This window comes from Sphingobacterium humi (assembly GCF_009768885.1).
Taxonomy (GTDB): domain Bacteria; phylum Bacteroidota; class Bacteroidia; order Sphingobacteriales; family Sphingobacteriaceae; genus Sphingobacterium; species Sphingobacterium humi.
On sequence record NZ_WSQA01000019.1, the window covers coordinates 1 to 19,375 of the forward strand.

Here is a 19,375-nt window from a genome sequence, read left to right on the forward strand (position 1 = left end):
CCAAATTGAGCTTATGGCATAACCAGGTGGAACATGCTGGAATACTGTCCTTCGAGAGTGTCGCAAAGTCTATTGCAGCACATCATCCTGAAATCCTGCATTACTTCGACAACAGGAGTACCAATGCCTCTGCAGAGTCTTTCAATGCAAAACTTAAGGCTTTTAGAAGTGTATTTCGAGGAGTTAGAGATACTACCTTTTTCTTATATCGGGTGATGAAATTGTATACTTAAAAATTATTACCCCCAAACTTTTGGTATGATCCGAAACTTATACACTTGATGATGGTCAGACAATCCGGATTATCTTAAGTTGAAATATGGAATTAATGCATACCATAAAATAAAGGCTAAGGCTAAAGCTAGCAGACTATCAATGCGGGCAGGTTTTTGTTTTTTATGCGCAAACTGCAGAAGCAGATAAATTAGCCAAGCGGCATGCAGAAAGGACAGGTAGATTAAATTACCGTAGGCATCTGCAAGTAATCCGTTTTCCTTTAAGAGGAGGGTGCTTAACAGACACAGTAATATGGAACCAACGGCTAGGAAAGTGACTTTTGTTTTTCCTAGGAGTACGGTTAGGGTGTTTTTGGCAACCGATTTGTCGGCTTCAGCATCGGGTACTCCTGCCATCAGGATGGCAGGAAGAATAGAAAAGAAAAGGGGGATTCCCAACAGCCAAGGGTACGGATTTTGGAAGGATCCGTTTTGTAGATAATAGCCAAACAGAATGCTCATAAAGCTATGGGTAAAGCCTACGGTTAGCTCGCCAAGACCATGATACGATAATTTCAATGGGGCTGCCGTGTAAGCCATTGTGCAGCAAAATAGAAAAACGATCAGAAGCGCAGTTTGCCACTGAGGAAGGGGTGCTATGGCCAGCAATAGCAGGGCGAGAGCAATAAAAATAAGACCGCTGTATTGAATACCTTTTTTCAGCTGTGGTTTGCTGATAGAGCCATCATGCAATACGCGCGATCCACCTGTAAACATGCTATAGGTTCTATTTCGGCGGTCGGTTTCGAAATCGCAATAATCATTGCTGAATACCACCATCGCTTCTAGCACAAATAAGAGGAGGTAGGCCAGTATAAATGTATAAGTATGGAATGCTCCGATACTATTAGCGGCGGCGAAGGCGCCTGAAGCATAAGCAAAGAAAGTCATTGGATAAAATTGTAGCCTTATTGCTTTCAGCCAGGGGCTTAGTTTGGACCAAGCTTTTTCAAAAGGCGTTTTTACTCCGGATTCTAATTGTTTTCCGATGGCATACGCCTGATCTAATCGCTGTTTGAGCTGTTCCTCACTGGCATGTTTGATAGGGCTGATTCGCATGACCCTTACCGGCGATATACCACAAAATCTCAGGGTGGCTACAGATAAGGCATTAATTGCCGAGGAACGGTTGATGATGCGGTCGATCAGTGGAGGGGTGTCCATGCTACAAATGAGCTGTGCAGAACGGGGGCTTAATAATTTAGCATAGCTATCAAATTGCAGTTCGCGAAAGGCAAAGCCTGGAACCAATACGCGATCTAGGAACCCTTTGAGTAAGGCCGGCATACTGCCCCACCAAATTGGAAAGACAAAAGCAAGATGGTCGGCCCACGTGATGAGTGTTCTTGCACGAATAATGTCGGGTTCTGCTTCTTGTTTTTGCGGTGATGGTACTTTTACATGTACTTCAAAATCCAGATTGGCAATTTCCAGCAGCTCTACTTGTGCACCACTGGCTTGGGCGCCACGGACATATGCCGCGGCTAAAGCGGCACAATAACTATCAGTTCTTGGATGGCCTAAGAGGACAAGGACGTTCATACCCCTATAACAGCTAAGTAACTAAAAAAGTTTAAACTTCAAATTTTCTAGAGATGCTGAATTTTTTTACCTAAAAATCAAGCATTTCAAAATTTCCAATAAATTAATAAAAGATAATTTTGTCTTTTATAGAATCTTGTCTAACTTTACATCAGTTTTAGCAATTATTTGTTTTAATATAGATGGTAACCCATTGAATTTATATGAATAAAATATATTTATCCTGAGTCAATAAGCTACCATTCTTTACGAAGTCCGAGCTTTCCATTGAGCGACCTCCTTGCCTATAAAGGTTCAATATATAGTAATAATTAAATTTAATATGATAGCTTTTGCGAATATCTCCTGGTATCTGTTTTCTATTGCCGGGCCTATGACTAGCGAATTACCTTCAAAATCCGCGGTGTTCCATTACCATATGGATCTGCAGGATTTTATGCTTTGGACGCTATTCTTTATTTTCCTTACCCTCTTGTTGCTAGTCGTTTTATTGGTAGAGCGTATCCGTGAACTTTCCGGCTTTTTACTGCGTGACAAGCAAAAGAAACACAACCAATCGTTTAGCGATCAAGTGAAACGATTGAATGGGCAGCAGATTGCTAAAATCCTTCGATTTAAAAGAAACCAACACACCCTAAAAGTACTTTTCATGGGCCTTTTAGGCTTATCAAGTCTGTTGTTGCCGCAGCCTTTAATGGCCGCCAATAGCTTGTTGCAAGCGGCAAGTCCCAGTGTTTCCTGGGGCAAAGCAGGCTTTATCATCACCTTGGTGCTCTTGTTAATCCCCACCTTGTTAGCCGTCATTCTCCTTTTTGTAAAAATCAATAAGGGCATTCGTCGCTTACATATGGGCGCGCAAAAAGAGGAGGCCAAGCAAATTGCCCAAGAAATCGTGGCCAATGAAGATCCTGCTTTGGAAGCGACCCTTTTGGCGCGGCAAGAAGCCCTAACGTATCGGCTAGCCCCAGATAGCTTATCGGGCAACCATCTTGCCAACGATCCGAAAGGCCTGCTGGCGCTGCAGGAAGGCGTGGAAATTCCTATTGTTTCCCGCAAAAAGAAAGCAGTGCCCCGTCCTTATGTAGAACCAGCACTTGGTAAGTTGGTGCTGTGGTACCTAATGACGGCCTGCTTTTGGTTGCTCTTCGGCACAACCATTGGCGAGTATGTTGGGATAAAATTCGTAGCTCCGGATTTGGAGCACCTCTCTTGGCTGAGCTTTGGCCGATTAAGACCTGTGCATACCAATGCCATCTTTTGGGGATGGGCGTCCTTGGCAATGATTGGGCTGGGCTATTATGTGGTTCCGCGTGTCAGTAATGTTCCTTTATTTAGTATCCGCTGGGGATGGTATGCACTACTTTTAATAAACCTTACAGTACTGCTGGGCACTATAGCTTTGATGGCCGGCATTAATAATGGGGGTGGCGAATATCGGGAATACATTTGGCCCATTATGTTGCTCTTTGGCATTGGCCTGCTGCTTACCCTGATTAATTTCTATAAAACCATTGGCCGACGAACCACCCGTGAAATCTATATCTCTAATTGGTACATCGTTTCGGCAATTATCTTTACTATCGTTATTTCCATTGTTGCCTATGTTCCTTTTTGGCAGCATGGCCTTGGGGAGACTATTATTCAAGGTTATTATATGCACCAAGGGGTGGGCATGTGGTTTATGCTGTTTACCCTAGGCTTGGTTTACTATTTCTTGCCACAGCAATTGAATAAACCTATTTACTCCTATAGCCTTGGTATTTTAGCCTTTTGGACCCAGATTTTATTCTATACCCTTATCGGGAGCCACCACTTTGTGTTCAGTGCTATTCCATGGTGGCTGCAAACCGTTGCTATTGTAGGCAGTGCGGGGATGGCTATTCCGGTTATTGCGGGCACCACGAATTTCTTAATGACCTTTAAAGGAGCCTGGTATAAATTGGCCGACAGTTATATTTTACCTTTCTTCTTAGTGGGTACCATCTTTTATTTCACCGGTTCTATGCAGGGCACAGCAGAGGCCTTCCGGGAAACAAATCTGATCTGGCACTTCACAGACTTTACGGTGGCACATTCGCATCTAACCATGTATGGCATTATCAGTTTCTTTTTGTGGGCTTGTATTTACGCTATTGTTCCTCGCTTAAGTGGACGCGAGGCCCCTCAAATTACTATTGGTGCGCATTTCTGGTTGGCCTTGTTGGGCATGATGATGTATACCATTCCATTGATGTATGGAAGCACCCTGAAAGGGCTGATGTGGATGGAAGGAAAGCCCTTTATCGATGGGGTAGCCTTTATGGCGCCTTACTGGTTATGGCGGGCAATTGGGGGCAGTTTAATGTGGATTTCGCATTTCTTCTTTGCCTACAACCTGTATAAGATGCTTTCTGCAACTAAAGAACTGGACTTAGGGGAAGAAATTATAGAGCAAATAGAACAAGTTAAATCCTAACAAGGAGCGCTAATATACAGATCATGCATTTTTTTGATAATCATAAGAAACTATTTTTAACGGCAACCTTATTTTTTGTGTTGTTGACCATATTCGTGGCCATCCTACCGGCCTTTCATAATCAACTGATCAATGCGCCCCTGCCTCAAGCAAAGCCCCTTTCTGCGGAAGCCCTAAAAGGGAAAGCCTTGTATGTGGCCCATGGTTGTGTGTCATGCCATACCCAGCAGGTGCGCAATGTAGAAATGGATAAAGTGTTTGGGCAACGGCCAAGTTTAGCCGCCGATTATGCCGATATCCACCGGATGGACTTCTGGCGCAATACCGCCACCTTGATGGGCACAGAACGAACAGGGCCAGACTTAAGCGATATCGGAACCCGGCAGCCCAGTCAAGACTGGAACCTGGTGCACCTGTATAATCCACGCATTGTGGTCAAAGAATCGGTGATGCCTGCCTATCCCTTTTTATTTACACTGAAAGATAAAGCCGAGGAGGGCGATGTGACGATAAAATTGCCGGAGGCCTTTGCAGCACCTGCCGGAAAGCAAGTGGTAGCAACGGAAGAAGCCATGCAGCTTATTGCCTACCTGCAATCGTTAAAACAAACGCCCTTGGCGGAAGAAACCCCCGCACCGGACTTTTTATACAAGAAAAAATTAGCAGCTGCGAACGCTGAAGGCGGAGCTGCCGCAGAGGAGGAAGAATTGGATGGAGAGGCGCTATATGTAGCTCATTGCCAGGCTTGCCACCAAGCCGATGGCAATGGGTTGCCTGGCGCATTCCCACCGCTGCGCGGTAGCAAAGTAGTAATGGATGATGATTTGAACCTATATATTGATATCATTATGAATGGTTATGATAGCCGCCCCGAGTATGGCGTAATGACGGCCGTAGGTGCGAACGCCGGATTTACAGAGAAAGAAGTGGCGGCCATCATTAACTATGAACGTAGCCATTGGGGAAACCAGGGCAAGATGGTGAAAGCCGCCGATATTAAAGACATTGTTGACTTTGTCAAAGGACAAGCAAAATAAAAAAATCATGAAAAAACGATGGTTAATCGTGTGTTATGTAGTTCTTGATGCACCTGTATGGGCCTGTCCGGTATGTGATCGTAATCAGCCGAAAATTCTGAAAGGCTGGACACATGCCGGAGGACCCAACGGGATTCTGGATTACCTGCCAGTGATTGCAATGATTATCCTGGCACTTATCGCCTTGTATTTTTCGGTTAAATGGTTAATTAAACCCGGAGAGAAACAAGACGATCACATCAAAAGGACCGTATTAAATAACGAACTGCATGAATGAGAAAAGTAAGATCTATATTTTCATAGATGAGGAGGCGGTTCCCTTGGCGGAAATGTATGCGCCTGTCACTTTTGAGTTAGATACCCGAAAACTGGTGGATGGCCCTCACCAATTACGTATTGTCAGTAAAGATCCCACCGGGAAAGAAGGCCTCCGTGTTATTCCTTTTGAGGTCAGAAATGGCCCCGCTATTGAGGTAACGGGCATTAAAGAAAATGCCATTGTGGATGATTTGGTGCCAATAATGATTCATGCCTACGGCAAAGGAGATTCTAAAACCTTTTTAATTGAAGGAAGTGAAACCCCACAGAGTATTCCTTGGTGGATTTGGATCTTGATTATTGGTTTTGTGGGCTGGGGCATGTATTACACCTTTATGTACTTATTCCTGGGTTGAGAAAAGGAGGAGTACTGTTGATTAAAATCCAATATTATGGAAGAGAAACCGTTAAAAAGACATATTGCTTTACAACCCCTCAGTCGAGATCACCATTTTAGCTTGCTTCTTTGCTGGAAGATCAGACGGGGGTTGAATTTAAGCATTGATCCCGATCGCATCGGGAATTACCTAAAGCAAGTGTGGCAGCATCAGCTGGCGGAGCATTTTGAGCTGGAGGAGAAATTTGTTTTTCCTTTATTGGATGCCTCCAATCCGGATGTGTTGGATGCGATTGCTGACCATCGCCTGTTAAAATGGCTGATTATGTTACATCCATTTACCCATTTTACCCTGCACCGCATAGAGAAAAATATGGTTACCCATATTCGCCTGGAAGAACGGGTTATATTTCCGGAAATTCAGAAAATTGCGAGCCCAGAACAACTTGAACTGATTGCTAAAGTGCACGATTGCCCCATGAAGGAACTCGAATGGGAAGATCCCTTCTGGAAATAAAAACTAGGCACCCTTAATCTTCGCTAAAAGAAGCTTCTGTGTTGTTTTTCAAAGATAAAGGCTTCACTGTCCCCCAGTAATGCCTGGTTCTCAAAACCAATTCATCTAATTGTTTGTTTACTTTCATATTAGGCATTGCAATATGTTTTATTGGTTTAAATTATGTTTATTAAAATATGTGAGATAAAAATTATTGATTATCTTCAACCCCAGTAAAATAAACACTACCTGAAAAACACACTATGAGCCCTATGGTACTTCCGAATAACGAAACGGAACGCTTGGATATGCTATTTACTTTAGGTTTGAATGGCCTAGGTAAGCTCCCTGAGCTAGATATCTTTGCCGAGATGGCTTGCCAGCTCACTGATTGTCCTTCGTCTATAATTGCTATTATGGAGGAGGAAACCCAACGGGTGCAAAGTTGTTTCGGGATAGACCTGGAAACCGTTGAGCGCAAGAATACCATTTGCCAATATACCCTGCTTAGCGATAAACCTTTAATGATTAGCGATACGTTTGCCGATGAGCGTTCGTCTGATAACCCCTTGGTTCGTGCGGGAAATATTCGCTTTTATGCGGGGGTGCCCTTATTAGATGAACAGGGCTATGGCTTAGGCACCTTATGTGTTATCGATTACAAGCCGAAGCGCTTGGAAGATGCGCAGTTAGCGGCACTTCAAAAGCTAGCAAAAACCATTGTTACTGTTATATTGGCGAAAAAGAGAGTGCTACAAGCTAGTTATTTCAAACAAATACTTTCTGTTACCCAAAATCTTATTTGTGTGTTGGATGCCGATTTGAACATCAAAGAGGTGAATCCAGCTTTCGCTAATCTGATCCAATATCCGGCGAAACAATGCCAGGGTTTAGATTTTCGCTCCTTAATGCAAATTAACGATCCGGCTACATTGGAGAAAGTGAATAGCACCACTTCGTTGAATACGGCGGTTGCTATATCAACCCAAACCAGCTTAGCAGGGCTTGATCCTTTTACCGTGAACTGGCATTTACGCTATGACCCGCATAATAAAGAAATTTTTGCCTTCGGTAGAAACAATACCAAAGAAAACGAAGAAAAAATAAAACTGGAAGGCTCCGAGCGTCGCTTCCGTAATTTTTTTGAAAACAGTATTGGCCTGATGAGTATGCACGATATGCAGGGCAATATTATTGAAGTTAATGAAAAAGGGCGCGATATTTTACAGTATAAGGCGGAGGAAGTAAATGGGCTGAACCTTCGGGATCTGATTCCAGAGGAACGCTCCTCTTTTATCGATGCGTATTTAGATCGAATTGCACAGTATGGTGAAGATAGCGGCATGATGATCTTGAAACGTAAAGATGGCGAGTGGATTTATTGGTTATACAATAATATCCTGGAAAAAGACCAGGATGGCAACCCTTATGTGGTGTCTTCGGCCTTAAATATGACCGATCGGATTTTATTGGAAAAGGACCTGCAACATACAAAGCGAATATTAGAAGAGACCAATCAGGTGGCTCAAGTAGGGGGCTGGGAAATAGACCTGAAGAAAAATGAAGTCTACTGGTCAGACTCTACAAAATATATCTATGGGGTCGCACTGGACTTCCAACCTAACTTAGGCAACATCTTCTCATTCTATGAACAAGGAAGTGTGCCTGTATTACAAAAATGCTATTCAGACGCAATGGAGCAAGGCATTGCCTACGATGTGGAATTGCTATTGAAAAAGCAAGATGGCGAAGAAATCTGGGTTCGGGTGAAAGGGATCCCGGAAATGGAAGATGCTGTTTGCAGGCGGATATTTGGTATAATTCAAGATATAGACCAAAGCAAGAAACTCTATGTGGAGTTGGAACGCAAGGAAGCGATGTTGCAGTCGTTTGTTGATTATGTACCGGCTTCGGTTGCCATGTTTGATCAGGATTTAAATTACGTGTCGGTCAGCAACCAATGGGTTGAAGAGTTTCACCAGAATAAAGAACGCCATACCCAGCGTCATCTTTATGAAATCTTCCCATTGATTCCGGAAGGGCGTAAGAAAATATATCAATTGGCATTGGAAGGTATTGCCTATAAAAACACCAATGAAATTGTCCAGCCAGGCGGGATAGGAATTCCGCAGCATTACAATTGGGAAGTACGCCCTTGGCGTTTGGCCGACGGTTCGATCGGTGGGATTATTATTTTCTCACAAAACATCTCCGAGATGGTCGAGAAAAACGATGAGCTCAAGAAAGCGAAGCATTTGGCGGATTTGGCCAGCAAGGCGAAGTCTGAATTCCTGGCCAATATGAGTCATGAAATCAGAACCCCGCTTAATGGGGTAATTGGCTTTTCCGATCTCTTATTGAAAACACCCTTAAACGATATCCAAAAGCAGTACTTAAAATATATTAATGAATCTGGGAATAGCTTATTGGCCATTATCAATGATATCCTGGACTTTTCGAAAATAGAATCCGGCAAGCTAGAATTCTACATTGACAAGTACAATTTATACGAGTTGGTGAATCAGGTGATCAATGTCATCATATACCAAGCGCAGCAAAAAGGAATCGAAATCTTATTAAATATCGAGCAGGGTTTACCTTCTGTAATTTATATCGATGAATCGCGCGTAAAGCAGGTATTGATTAACCTATTGGGGAATGCAGTTAAATTTACCGAAGTGGGTGAAATTGAATTGCGCGTTGAGAAAAGAGCCTTGTTGACGGATGAAATTGAGCTGCGTTTTGCCGTTCGCGATACGGGTATCGGTATTCCGGAGGAGAAACAGCAGCGTATTTTTGATGCCTTTACGCAGGAAGATAGCTCGGTGAGCAAGAAATACGGCGGAACCGGATTAGGCCTTACCATTTCTAACAATATCCTGCGCTATATGGGTAGCCAATTGAATTTAGAAAGCAGCCCGGGCAAGGGATCGACTTTCTATTTCGATATAACGGTGCCCTATGAGTTGACGGACTCGGAAGAGGTGAAGCTTGATGTGAACCGGGTATTGATTGTGGATGATAACCATAACAACCGCGTGATCTTAGAGCACATGCTCGACTACAAAGGGGTAGAAACGGTTTCCATTGCCAATGGTTTTGAGGCCTTGCAATTAATTGCCAGCGGGCAACGGTTTGATGCGATATTAATGGATTACCGCATGCCCATATTGAATGGGATAGAAACCATTGAGAAAATAAAAGAATATTACCAACAGCAGCAAGAGGACTTGCCTATTATGGTGCTGCACAGCTCGAACGATGACCAACGCTTGGTGGGATCGTTTAAGCAGGAACCTAACTGTTATTGCCTCACGAAGCCTATTATTTCGGATGAGCTGTATCGCATCTTGAGACAACAAGAACAAAAGGAGCAAACAGCAGCCGTAGCGCCAACCGTATTAACGGCGGAAGCGGAAGAACGCTTGTTCCACCGGGTATTGCATGTGCTTTTGGCCGATGATAATACCGTAAATATGGCGCTAAACCTGCGTTTGGTTCAGAATATCTTCCCGAATAGCCATTGCATCAGTGTGGAGAACGGCCAGGAAGCGGTGAATGAATGTGCCGGAAGCCAATTCGACCTGATTTTGATGGATATTCAGATGCCGATTATGGATGGGGTGGAAGCCACCCGCTTAATCCGGCAGCTTGCAGGGTATGAAGCCATTCCGATTATCGGGATTACCGCCGGCAATGTGATTGGCGAAAAGGAACGCTGTATCGAGGCCGGGATGACGGACTTCTTGACCAAGCCTATTCGCAGCGAAGACTTTAAGGCCGCCATATTAAAACGCCTGGCTACGGCACCCGTGGAAACGGCGCTGAAGCAATCGCCTTTGGAAGAAATTGAACGCCTAGACCTGGCGCGCCTTGCCGAATCAACCGATGATGATGAAGACTTTAAGCAAGAATTTATCGGATTGGTGATTACAGAGTTGGAAATCGCCTTGGATTGTATGCGTCTTTACATCCAAAATAAGGAGATGCCGATGTTGAAAAAGTTATTGCATAAGCTGAAGGGAACATCAAGTACCGCCGGCTTAATGCGTCTTCATAAAATGGTGCTGGAATTGGAAGAACAGTTTCCGGAATTTGCCTTCCCGCTGGAAGAAGTAAAGGCCATTATGGAAGAAATTAGTATAGGAATTAAAGTTATTGAAAAGCATAAAAATTGAGTAAAATGGTTGTGTTATTAGCAGAAGATGATGAATTAATCCTCAAAACTATTGCGCATAAATTAAAGAAAGAAGGATTTGAGGTTGTTTTGACACGAAACGGCCTGGAGGCAATTGATTTGATTAAGGAAGGAGGCATAGACCTTATTATTAGTGATATTATGATGCCTTTTGCATCGGGGATTGAGATTCTTTCGGCCTTAAAGCGTCTGGGTCGGGCTATCCCCATTATCATGTTATCGGGTATGGGTCAGGAGGAAATTGTGCTGGAGGCCTTTGACTTGGGGGCTTCGGATTTTATGGTGAAGCCTTTCAGCCCGAACGAGTTAATAATTCGCGTAAATCGCCTAATCGCCTTGCAAAAGTAGTCCATGAATGAACTGATTACCCTACAGGAAGTCGTATTGGGAATCATGCTGGTGTTAATCCTCGTGTTTCTCCTGATTATTGCTGTGCTGATTTATAGTTTTCGGGAGTTTAAGATCTTCTCGAATCAGCAAACCTGGAAGGGCTTGATTGATGATCAGATTATGGAAGTGATTGTAAATGGCCCTGGAGTGCCTATTAAAAAAGATCCGGGTATACAGCGCTGGATGCGTTTGGGTGCCTTTCGTCGTTACTTTTTGGGTTTATTGATGGAGTCGGAGCGTAAATTTGCCGGTACGGCTGTTCGCGCACTCTTTGGTATTTTTCAGTTGTATGACTTAGAAGGAGAAGCTTATCGATTATTGCGTAGTAATAAACCACATTTAGAAGCTCGAGCCATCCAAGCCTTAACGGTGATGGAAGTTCGGGAAGCCATGCCACAAATAAAAAGTAAACTGACGGATAAACATCCCTTGGTTTTTCAGGAAGCGGAGTATGCCATGGTGCGTTTGGAAGGCTTTACAGGGTTGTCGACCTTTTTGGATGGGCTGGAACACCCGATTTCGGAATGGCAACAGTTGCGGATGTTGAACTCCTTGACCAAGATACCGACCGAGGGTGTGGCTCAGCTTGAAAATTGGCTGCAATCCACGAATAGGTATGTGATAAGTTTTTGTTTAAAGATAATCCGCAAGTTTCAGTTGATCCAATTTCACGATCAGGTGCAGGCCTTGCTGTGCCATCAGGATGTGAAGATACAATTGGAAGTAGTGAAAACACTGTTGAGCATAGAAAGCGATCAAACCATGGCCTATTTAATCCAACAGTTTCCGCAACTGCCGCAGGAGGTTCAATATGAAATCTTAAAAGGAATTGGCTATGCGCGGGAAATGGCGTATGCGGACTTCGTAAAAGTACAATTACAGGAATATCCGCAAGATCAAGGTCGTGTATTTGCGGCAGAATCATTAATGGCTATTGGTGAGCAAGACTATCTGGAAACCGCCAGCCAGCAAGCCCAACAGGACGAAGCCTACCTATTAATTTTAAACCATGCCTTGCAAAGAAAACTATGAGTGAGTTCGTTCAATTACTTTCTGAAATTGTTATTTGGCTCTTTCTGTTATATTCTGCAGGGATATTTTCGGTGTACTCCTGGATTGCTATATTTTCCTACGGTGCGGTAACCCGCTATAAGCAGGGGAATGTTTTTACGGACTATTCCATGATTGCGAAAAACCCGAATGCTCCGGGTTTTAGTTTAATTGCTCCGGCCTATAACGAAGGGAAAACCATTGTAGAGAATGTGCGTTCCTTGCTGTCCATTTACTACCATAAGCTGGAGATTATTATCGTTAATGATGGCTCGAAAGACGATTCTATGGAACGCCTAATCGAAGCCTATGACCTGGAGAAGGTTTCCTACTTTATTGCAGGCAATCTTATGACCAAAGAGGTTATTAATGTTTATAAAAGTAGTAATCCGGCCTTCCGCAAGCTCATTGTTGTGGACAAGAAAAACGGTGGGAAAGCCGACGCGCTGAATGTAGGGGTGAATATTTCTAAAAATGAATACATCGTTTGTATTGATGTGGACTGTATTATTGAGCAGGATGCCATCCTAAAGCTGGCCAAGCCCTTTATGGAACAGACGGATAAGCGTTTGGTGGCCTGTGGTGGGGTGATTCGCTTAGCCAATAATTGTAAAATTGAAAATGGTAAAGTAACGGCAGTAAACCTTCCGAAGTCTTGGTTGGGACGTAGTCAAGCGTTAGAGTATATTCGGGCTTTTGTGCTGGGACGGATGGCCTGGTCGCGCGCCAGTGGTTTGATTTTGATTTCTGGAGCTTTCGGTGCTTTTGATAAGGAAATTGTGCTCGCCTGTGGAGGCTATGACCATAATACCGTAGGCGAGGATATGGAACTGGTGGTGCGCATGCGTCGCTATATGATAGAGCAGGATTTGCCACATCGGGTGATTAATATTCCGGATCCATTGTGTTGGACGGAGGTGCCTGAGGATAAGGAAGTCCTCAAAAAGCAGCGAAACCGCTGGATGCGTGGAACCATGGAAACCCTGTGGACACATCGTAAACTGATGTTTAACCCCAAGTATGGGAAGCTGGGTATGGTCAGCTTGCCCTATTGGTTCTTCTTTGAGTTCCTGGGGCCATTTGTGGAGCTTTGTGGCTATATCACCTTCTGGATATTTGTTTTTTTAGGCATTATTAACTGGACTTTTTTTATTGCGCTATATGCCTTGGTGCTGCTTTCCTCCTTACTCTATTCCGTGTATGGCATATTAGTGGATCTGGTGAGTCGGCAGGTGTATTCCAAGCGTAAAGACCTGACCAAGCTTATGGTTACCGCCATGTTGGAGCCTTTCTATTTCCATCCTTTGGTAGTTTGGGCCGGCGTAAGGGGCATGATCGACTTTTTCTTAAAGAAAAATGGATGGGGGGAAATGACCCGGCAAGGTTTCTCGCAGGAAAAAGACCTGCCTTTTGCAGAGCAATGTAAGCTATTTGCTTCTTTCCTGTTGGCCCATATGGGTAAAATGGCCATTACCTTTATGAGCTTTGTGTCAATTATTTCTATACTCGAATGGTTTTGGTATGGGAAACAGTTCGCCAAGCTCAAGTCCTCGGAAGCCTTATTGGTAATCTTGAGCAATAACCTGTTATTTGCTTCGGTTTTATTGTTGATTATAACCTTTTTATTTGCACTGTTAAGTATTCTGGGGCGTTCCTTATCGCGTAATTTAATAGCAGCCCTATTGGCTTTGTTTTTAGTGGGGCAGGCTGTATTAGCACTGTATTTTTCGGAATCAAAGAACCTGCTTGGAGCTGATCTGTTCTATTATTCCCGGGAGGAGTTAAAGACCATTCTAGCCGCCAGTGGGATGTTGTCCATCGGTAATATTGCCTTGTTATTCGTGGCTATCCTCTTGTTTTATTATCCGATTGCACATAGCAGTCAGAAGCTTAAAACAGGGGTGTATGTAGGATTAACGGTATTTATTCTGGGGATTGTTTCCTTAGGCTTCTTATCCTTATCTGGAGAATTGCGTTCTGCCAAGCAGGATGATTTTCTGGAAACTGCGGAACGTAGTAAATTACATTTCTTCCTGCGCTCTAATGTGGAAGACCTGATTGAGCAAAATGACTTGTCTATATTTTCTTCAGGTGCCGATAAAAGTCTTGTTTTTGCGAATCCGGATTATCCTTTTTTGAAAGATGAGCAAACAGCTGATTTCTTAGGACCCTACCTGCAGAAAGCCGAGCAGGCGCCAAACCTAGTGTTCTTGATTATTGAGGGCTTGGGGAATGCTTATAGTGCGAACTCTGGATATATCGGCAATTTTACACCTTTTCTAGAAAGCCTGAAGGATAGTTCCTTGGTTTGGGAAAATAACCTGAGTTCCTCGGGGCGTACGTTTTCGGTGCTACCGACGATGTTAGGCTCCCTTCCTTTTGGGGCGAAGGGCTTTTTGGAACAGGAAACCTATCCAAAGCACTTTAACTTGATTAATATCTTAGGGAAAAATGGCTTTAAAACAGGCTTCTTTTACGGTGGGGATGCGAGTTTCGATTTTATGGCAAAATACCTGCAAGCACAGGGGATCGATCAATTGGTGGATCAAGGCGATTATGACGATAGCTACCGAAAACTACCGGCTGGCTCTGGAGGCTCCTGGGGCTATGAGGACCAAGCGGTATTTGCCAAAATGACGAAGGAACCAGTGGCAGCACAACCTTATTTCCATATCGGGCTGACGCTATCGACCCATAATCCGTTCTTGATTAATGATGCCGCTTTATATGAAAGGAAGTTTACTAAACGCTTGCAGGAATTAAAGCTTCCTGCTGCAGCGCAGGCAGCAGCCCTGGAGAATAAAAAGCAATTGACGTCGGTGATCAACTTGGATGAAGCCTTAAAAGGATTCTTTGAAAACTATAAAAAACGGGCAGATTTTAAGCATACCATCTTTATTATTACGGGAGACCATAGTATGCCTGAAATACCCTTGGAGTCAAAAATCGACAGGTTCCACGTGCCTTTGCTAATTTATTCGCCGCTATTAAAAGAAAAGAAACGCTTTAGTAAAACGGTGAGTCATTTCGACGTAGCGCCTTCTGTTCTGTCTTATTATAAACACAATTATAATCTTCAGCTGCCAGCGCAAGCTACTTGGGTTGGGGAAGGTTTATCCGTTGGGGTAGGGAGACCGGGTTTTGGAATCCCGATGATGCAAAGCAAGAATCAGCTGATTGACTTTGTTTTTATGGATATCCATATCAACGCTGGAAAGGGCTACAAGTTAATGGGGCCGCTGCAGGAAGATCCAGTGGATGGAACTGCCGCTGCAACCGCCTTACGCAACTTTGAACGGTATCAAAAAGCGAATAAGCAGTTTATCGAAGAGAAACGCTTAGTCCCTGATTCGCTCTATCATCAGTATTTTAACGAAGCTAAATAGCCTTAAAAACGTCTTCTATAGCCTATAGATACATCGATTTGATTGTCTCTGGTTTTAGGCTTGAATTCTAAATTATAGTAGGTCGCTGTAATAGAAAACATATTCTTGGTTTTGATCGAGAAGTTGTAATCTAATCCTGTCTTAAAGGTTTTTAGCTTATATGGACTGTCTGAGAGTAGATTCTCGCGGTTTTCCTCCGGGCTAATACCTGTCCCGACAACCAGTCCCAGGTAATCATTGGCACCACCTGTATAATAGCGTGTGGTGAGGGTATAGGATTGGGAGATATTATCATCACCCGGCGTGAGGTAGGTGCGCAGATTAAACCAAAGGCTTTTATAGTACTTACCGATTGATGCGGTATACATCCAAATGTTTTCGGTAAACTTTAATTGTCGGAATCCGGCTTCGGCCTCAAAGCTTAAGGGCAAATTGGCATATAAGGATGCTCCGGTACGGAATTTTGGAAATAAGCCATCGCTATTGGAATATCCCGTTCCCAAGTACATATAGAAGGTTTTGGAAAGGCGCGGATAAGCTTCCAATTCGAATTGTACGCCATTGCTGGCGAACTTATTGGCTAGGTTAGTTTTGAAGATCACCGATCCGATAGGAGTGCCTCTCTTATAGCTTAGGCTAAGGATATGCCAGGGATCTTCAAACTGCTTGTCGAAATGCATAAAATTGTAGTTGATGCCGACCTCATTCCCTGCAATTAAATCCTTAATGCTGAGCAACTGCTCGCGGCCTTCGGTATGTTGCGGGTTTACCTTCAATAGGTTTTCTAAACTTTGATTGGCCTCGCTGTATTTTTTAGTTGCTTTTAAGATCTTAGCTCTTAACAATAAAAGGTCTTCAGATTTTGGTGCCTGCAACAAACCCTTGTCAACAATAGCAAGAGCAGGATCATTCTGATCTTCCCAATATTCCAAAGATCCGTAAGCGAGGTAATAATCCGCATCGGTTGGGTTTCTTAGGGCAAGGTCTTGAAAAACCATGCGTGCCGAATCAACTTTATCTGACCAGGTGTATAATCGCCCCAAGAAGATGCTGATATCGGTATAATTCGGGCTTTTTTGCAGAGCCTGTTTGGATAATGCGATCGCTTTCGGATAGTTTTTATGGTCAAAAGCTTCTTGACGAGCCTTTTGAAACAGCTCATCAGAACTCAATACAGTTTCCTGAGCACGCAATAGCCCATGGCTCAATAGAATTACCAGGAGGATTCCCAATAGTTTAGTGTGTAAATGCATACGTAGATGGTATCGTTAGATTCCCAAAGGTAAGTGGTTTTACTTGATTTTAAAATTATTAGGAAACATTTTAACTTCTTGAGTACTTGGCTGGAAGCTTATTTTTTATGCATCATCCAGCACATATAAACGCTGCTTTGAAAAAAGCTTAAGGTCGCCTCAAATCCGGTATTCAGACATAATTCTTCCAAATGGCCTTTGGAGACTGGAAAGAGATACTTCATTGGCAATGGTTAACTCGTTTTGAACTTTGGTACGCATCAAATGATTAACAAGAGCGTATTTTTAGTAGATGGGGATACTATTGAGTAATATCATCCAGGGATTTTATGAATTAACTTTAGCTATGTTATCTGGATGGTGACGAACACATAATTAGGTTAGGTCAGCAGATTTAAGAATAGTCTTTTCCAATTCACTATTCGCGATCTCATACAATATTGAATGGAAGTAGCCATTAAATTCAGTTATAGGGATTCTTCACATTTGTCTGCTGCGTTTAAAGCAATACGGCTATTTATCCACGGAACTACATATTATGGGAAAATAATTTCATTCCCCAATGTGGTACAAGACTAACTGGTCAATTTAAATAATATCAATAAACAACAAATTTTACATCTTCCAGATTGTCAGGTGTTAGGGGTCATTTTTTAATCATTCGAAACATATGAAATTTAAGTCGATAGACCCTTGGAAGCTTTTTATCCTCTTTCTTTTTTTTCTTTTGCTGTTTTCTTGGAAAAAGGATAATAACGAACCGGAGGAAACCTATGCATTTAGCGGTGCAGGGGTCCAGTCTTCTTGATGTAGGTGGGCTTTGCGGGAACGCGTATGGCATTACTGGATATCAAGGTCAGACCTATGTTACAGGTTATGTATGGCGAGGATCCACTGAAACCCAAAACAACGGTCGTGCAGCTATTGTCTGGAAAAATGGAAGCACCTGAATATAGAAAAAACAGGAGATGCTATAGGGGAGGATATCTACGTGAACTCGAATGGAGATGTGTATGAGTAGGGGAATAATTACGAAACCTCCAATAGCTACACCATTTGGCGAAATCAAACCATTTATCCATTAGCGTTCAATGGCACGCGGTATACCCCTTACAGTATGACCGAGTTAGGTGCCGATTTTTATGCTGCCGGCGCGACCACTATCGGCCTATACTTCCATGCCACCTTCTGGAAAAATGGAAAGATTGAAAAGCAATTTGGCCCTAAAACAAATGGCGCGTTGGTGCAAGCACATGGACAGGATCTTTATTATTTCGTATCCTCTTATTTTGGGCTGAAGGAAAACGTCAATGATTATCGAATTTATAAGAATGGCACCGAATTATACAATCTACCCCTTAAAGGCTTTGTATGGAATGATGTGTATAAATCAATGGGCTTTATGGAGGGTGCAGACTGCTATGTGCTGGCGGCCCTTGACCACGCTGTATACGATAGAACCCTCCGCATATGGAAGAATGGGAAAGTGCTCCTGGATGTTGATCGTGGTAGCTATACTGTGGAAGGCTTCTATGTTAAAAATTGCGATGTGTATACGATGGGGTTAGATAATGTGGGAAAAGAGTTTACACCGGTTTTATTTAAAAATAAGGAAAGACTGCCCTTAGATTTACTAAACGCGAAGACGGCACGCGTGGGTGGGGTGTATGTACAGTAAGGTTGTTTAATTTTATATAAAAGGGGCATTTGCGATAAGCAATGCCCCTCGTTTTTTTATTTTTTAAGTTGTTGGGCAGGTTCGTTGACAAACATTGCCGGATAATCCGTTTCAATAATATCTGGCTTTTTAATCAACTCTTCGGCGTAAGCTTTTACTTGTTCTATTGGATTCTTCTTCTTGTCGGCAGTTGGATGAATGGAAACAAAACACATTACTCCCTTTTTTCTTAGAAAGCTATACAGTTCTTGTTGTTCCGGATTCATGGTGAGTCCTACATAGGCCATAATCCGATTGTAAGGAATACCGGTTGCTTGAAAGGCCTTTAAATCTTCCTGATTAAAGATCGCGACACATAACATTACCTGGTCTAGCCTGTCGTAATAAAACTTAGCTTCCTTCATAGAACGCACTGAGAGCACAATATTTCCATATTTACCATCTTTAAACAGGTCTACATATTTTTCCCAGGGAATATTCTTATTATCCAGATTAAACAAGGTCCTGTCTTTTCCCCATTCTAAGGCTTCAACTAATGTCGGAATTCTATAGGGGGTCACATTGCCTTGTCTATCTTTCAGGCGAACCTTTTGCAACTCCTTGTAGGTATAGTCAATTACTTTACCTTTTGCATTTGTGGTTCTATCCAAGGTCTTATCGTGCATCAGCACTATTACGCTGTCTTTGGTTAGCTGCGGATCGATTTCAAAGAATGAAGGCAAGAGGCTTAATGTTTTCTCCATTGCTTCAATGCTATTCTCAGGGTAGCCTTCCAGCATGCCGCCGCGATGTCCAGAAATGATTACCGGTTTTCCTTCCTCATAGCGAAAGTATTCTTGCAATTCCGAAAGGTTTTTGGAGGGCGTGAGGAATAGGTTTGCCTGTGCTTGAGCAGAATATCCGGCTAAGGATAAGGCAAATAGGCTTATGATCGAACGAATAGGATTAGTTTTCATGGTA

The 19,375-nt window shown here is 43.0% G+C and carries 14 protein-coding genes; 11 read left to right on the forward strand and 3 right to left on the reverse strand.

What is annotated here, in order from left to right:
* Positions 1–233 (forward strand): transposase (locus tag GQF63_RS18455; protein WP_160370731.1); only part of this gene is annotated, 233 nt, incomplete at its 5' end.
* A gap of 69 nt (positions 234–302) precedes the next feature.
* On the opposite strand, the gene GQF63_RS18460 is transcribed toward GQF63_RS18455, so the two are convergent.
* Positions 303–1,817, reverse strand: a complete 1,515-nt coding sequence (locus GQF63_RS18460; RefSeq protein ID WP_160370732.1) for an NAD(P)H-dependent oxidoreductase — start codon at positions 1,815–1,817, stop codon at positions 303–305.
* Positions 1,818–2,139: 322 nt separating this feature from the next.
* On the opposite strand from GQF63_RS18460, the gene GQF63_RS18465 reads away from it, so the two are divergent.
* The 9 genes from GQF63_RS18465 (at position 2,140) to GQF63_RS18505 (ending at position 15,484) form a co-directional block, all read left to right on the forward strand.
* Positions 2,140–4,272, forward strand: coding sequence for a cbb3-type cytochrome c oxidase subunit I (locus GQF63_RS18465; RefSeq protein ID WP_160370733.1), 2,133 nt, complete (start codon positions 2,140–2,142; stop codon positions 4,270–4,272).
* Between the two features lie 23 nt (positions 4,273–4,295).
* On the forward strand, positions 4,296–5,309 hold the full coding sequence (locus tag GQF63_RS18470) for a cytochrome c (protein WP_160370734.1): 1,014 nt from the start codon (positions 4,296–4,298) through the stop codon (positions 5,307–5,309).
* 7 nt (positions 5,310–5,316) lie between these two features.
* Entirely contained in the window at positions 5,317–5,586 is a 270-nt protein-coding gene (locus GQF63_RS18475; protein WP_160370735.1) for a hypothetical protein, read from the forward strand.
* The gene (locus GQF63_RS18480) at positions 5,579–5,983 is read left to right on the forward strand and encodes a cytochrome C (RefSeq protein ID WP_160370736.1); all 405 of its coding nucleotides are present in this window, start codon (positions 5,579–5,581) and stop codon (positions 5,981–5,983) included. The genes GQF63_RS18475 and GQF63_RS18480 overlap by 8 nt, the downstream gene beginning before the upstream one ends.
* Positions 5,984–6,019: 36 nt before the next feature.
* The gene (locus GQF63_RS18485; protein ID WP_160370737.1) at positions 6,020–6,481 is read left to right on the forward strand and encodes a hemerythrin domain-containing protein; all 462 of its coding nucleotides are present in this window, start codon (positions 6,020–6,022) and stop codon (positions 6,479–6,481) included.
* 242 nt (positions 6,482–6,723) lie between these two features.
* Positions 6,724–10,638 (forward strand): response regulator, encoded by a 3,915-nt coding sequence (locus GQF63_RS18490; RefSeq protein ID WP_160370738.1) that lies wholly within the window; start codon positions 6,724–6,726, stop codon positions 10,636–10,638.
* A 5-nt stretch (positions 10,639–10,643) separates the two neighbouring features.
* On the forward strand, positions 10,644–11,006 hold the full coding sequence (locus GQF63_RS18495) for a response regulator transcription factor (RefSeq protein ID WP_160370777.1): 363 nt from the start codon (positions 10,644–10,646) through the stop codon (positions 11,004–11,006).
* Between the two features lie 3 nt (positions 11,007–11,009).
* Complete coding sequence (locus tag GQF63_RS18500; RefSeq protein ID WP_160370739.1) at positions 11,010–12,080, forward strand: hypothetical protein; 1,071 nt, start codon at positions 11,010–11,012, stop codon at positions 12,078–12,080.
* Positions 12,077–15,484: a sulfatase-like hydrolase/transferase gene (locus tag GQF63_RS18505; protein ID WP_160370740.1), complete on the forward strand. Its 3,408-nt coding sequence runs from the start codon at positions 12,077–12,079 to the stop codon at positions 15,482–15,484. The genes GQF63_RS18500 and GQF63_RS18505 overlap by 4 nt, the downstream gene beginning before the upstream one ends.
* A 2-nt stretch (positions 15,485–15,486) precedes the next feature.
* Here the strand turns inward: GQF63_RS18505 and GQF63_RS18510 are convergent, their stop codons facing one another.
* On the reverse strand, positions 15,487–16,737 hold the full coding sequence (locus tag GQF63_RS18510) for a YaiO family outer membrane beta-barrel protein (RefSeq protein ID WP_160370741.1): 1,251 nt from the start codon (positions 16,735–16,737) through the stop codon (positions 15,487–15,489).
* A gap of 1,117 nt (positions 16,738–17,854) precedes the next feature.
* Here GQF63_RS18510 and GQF63_RS18515 point away from each other — a divergent pair.
* Complete coding sequence (locus tag GQF63_RS18515) at positions 17,855–18,415, forward strand: hypothetical protein (protein ID WP_160370742.1); 561 nt, start codon at positions 17,855–17,857, stop codon at positions 18,413–18,415.
* Between the two features lie 56 nt (positions 18,416–18,471).
* On the opposite strand, the gene GQF63_RS18520 is transcribed toward GQF63_RS18515, so the two are convergent.
* Complete coding sequence (locus GQF63_RS18520) at positions 18,472–19,371, reverse strand: glycerophosphodiester phosphodiesterase family protein (protein ID WP_160370743.1); 900 nt, start codon at positions 19,369–19,371, stop codon at positions 18,472–18,474.
* Positions 19,372–19,375 lie beyond the last annotated feature (4 nt).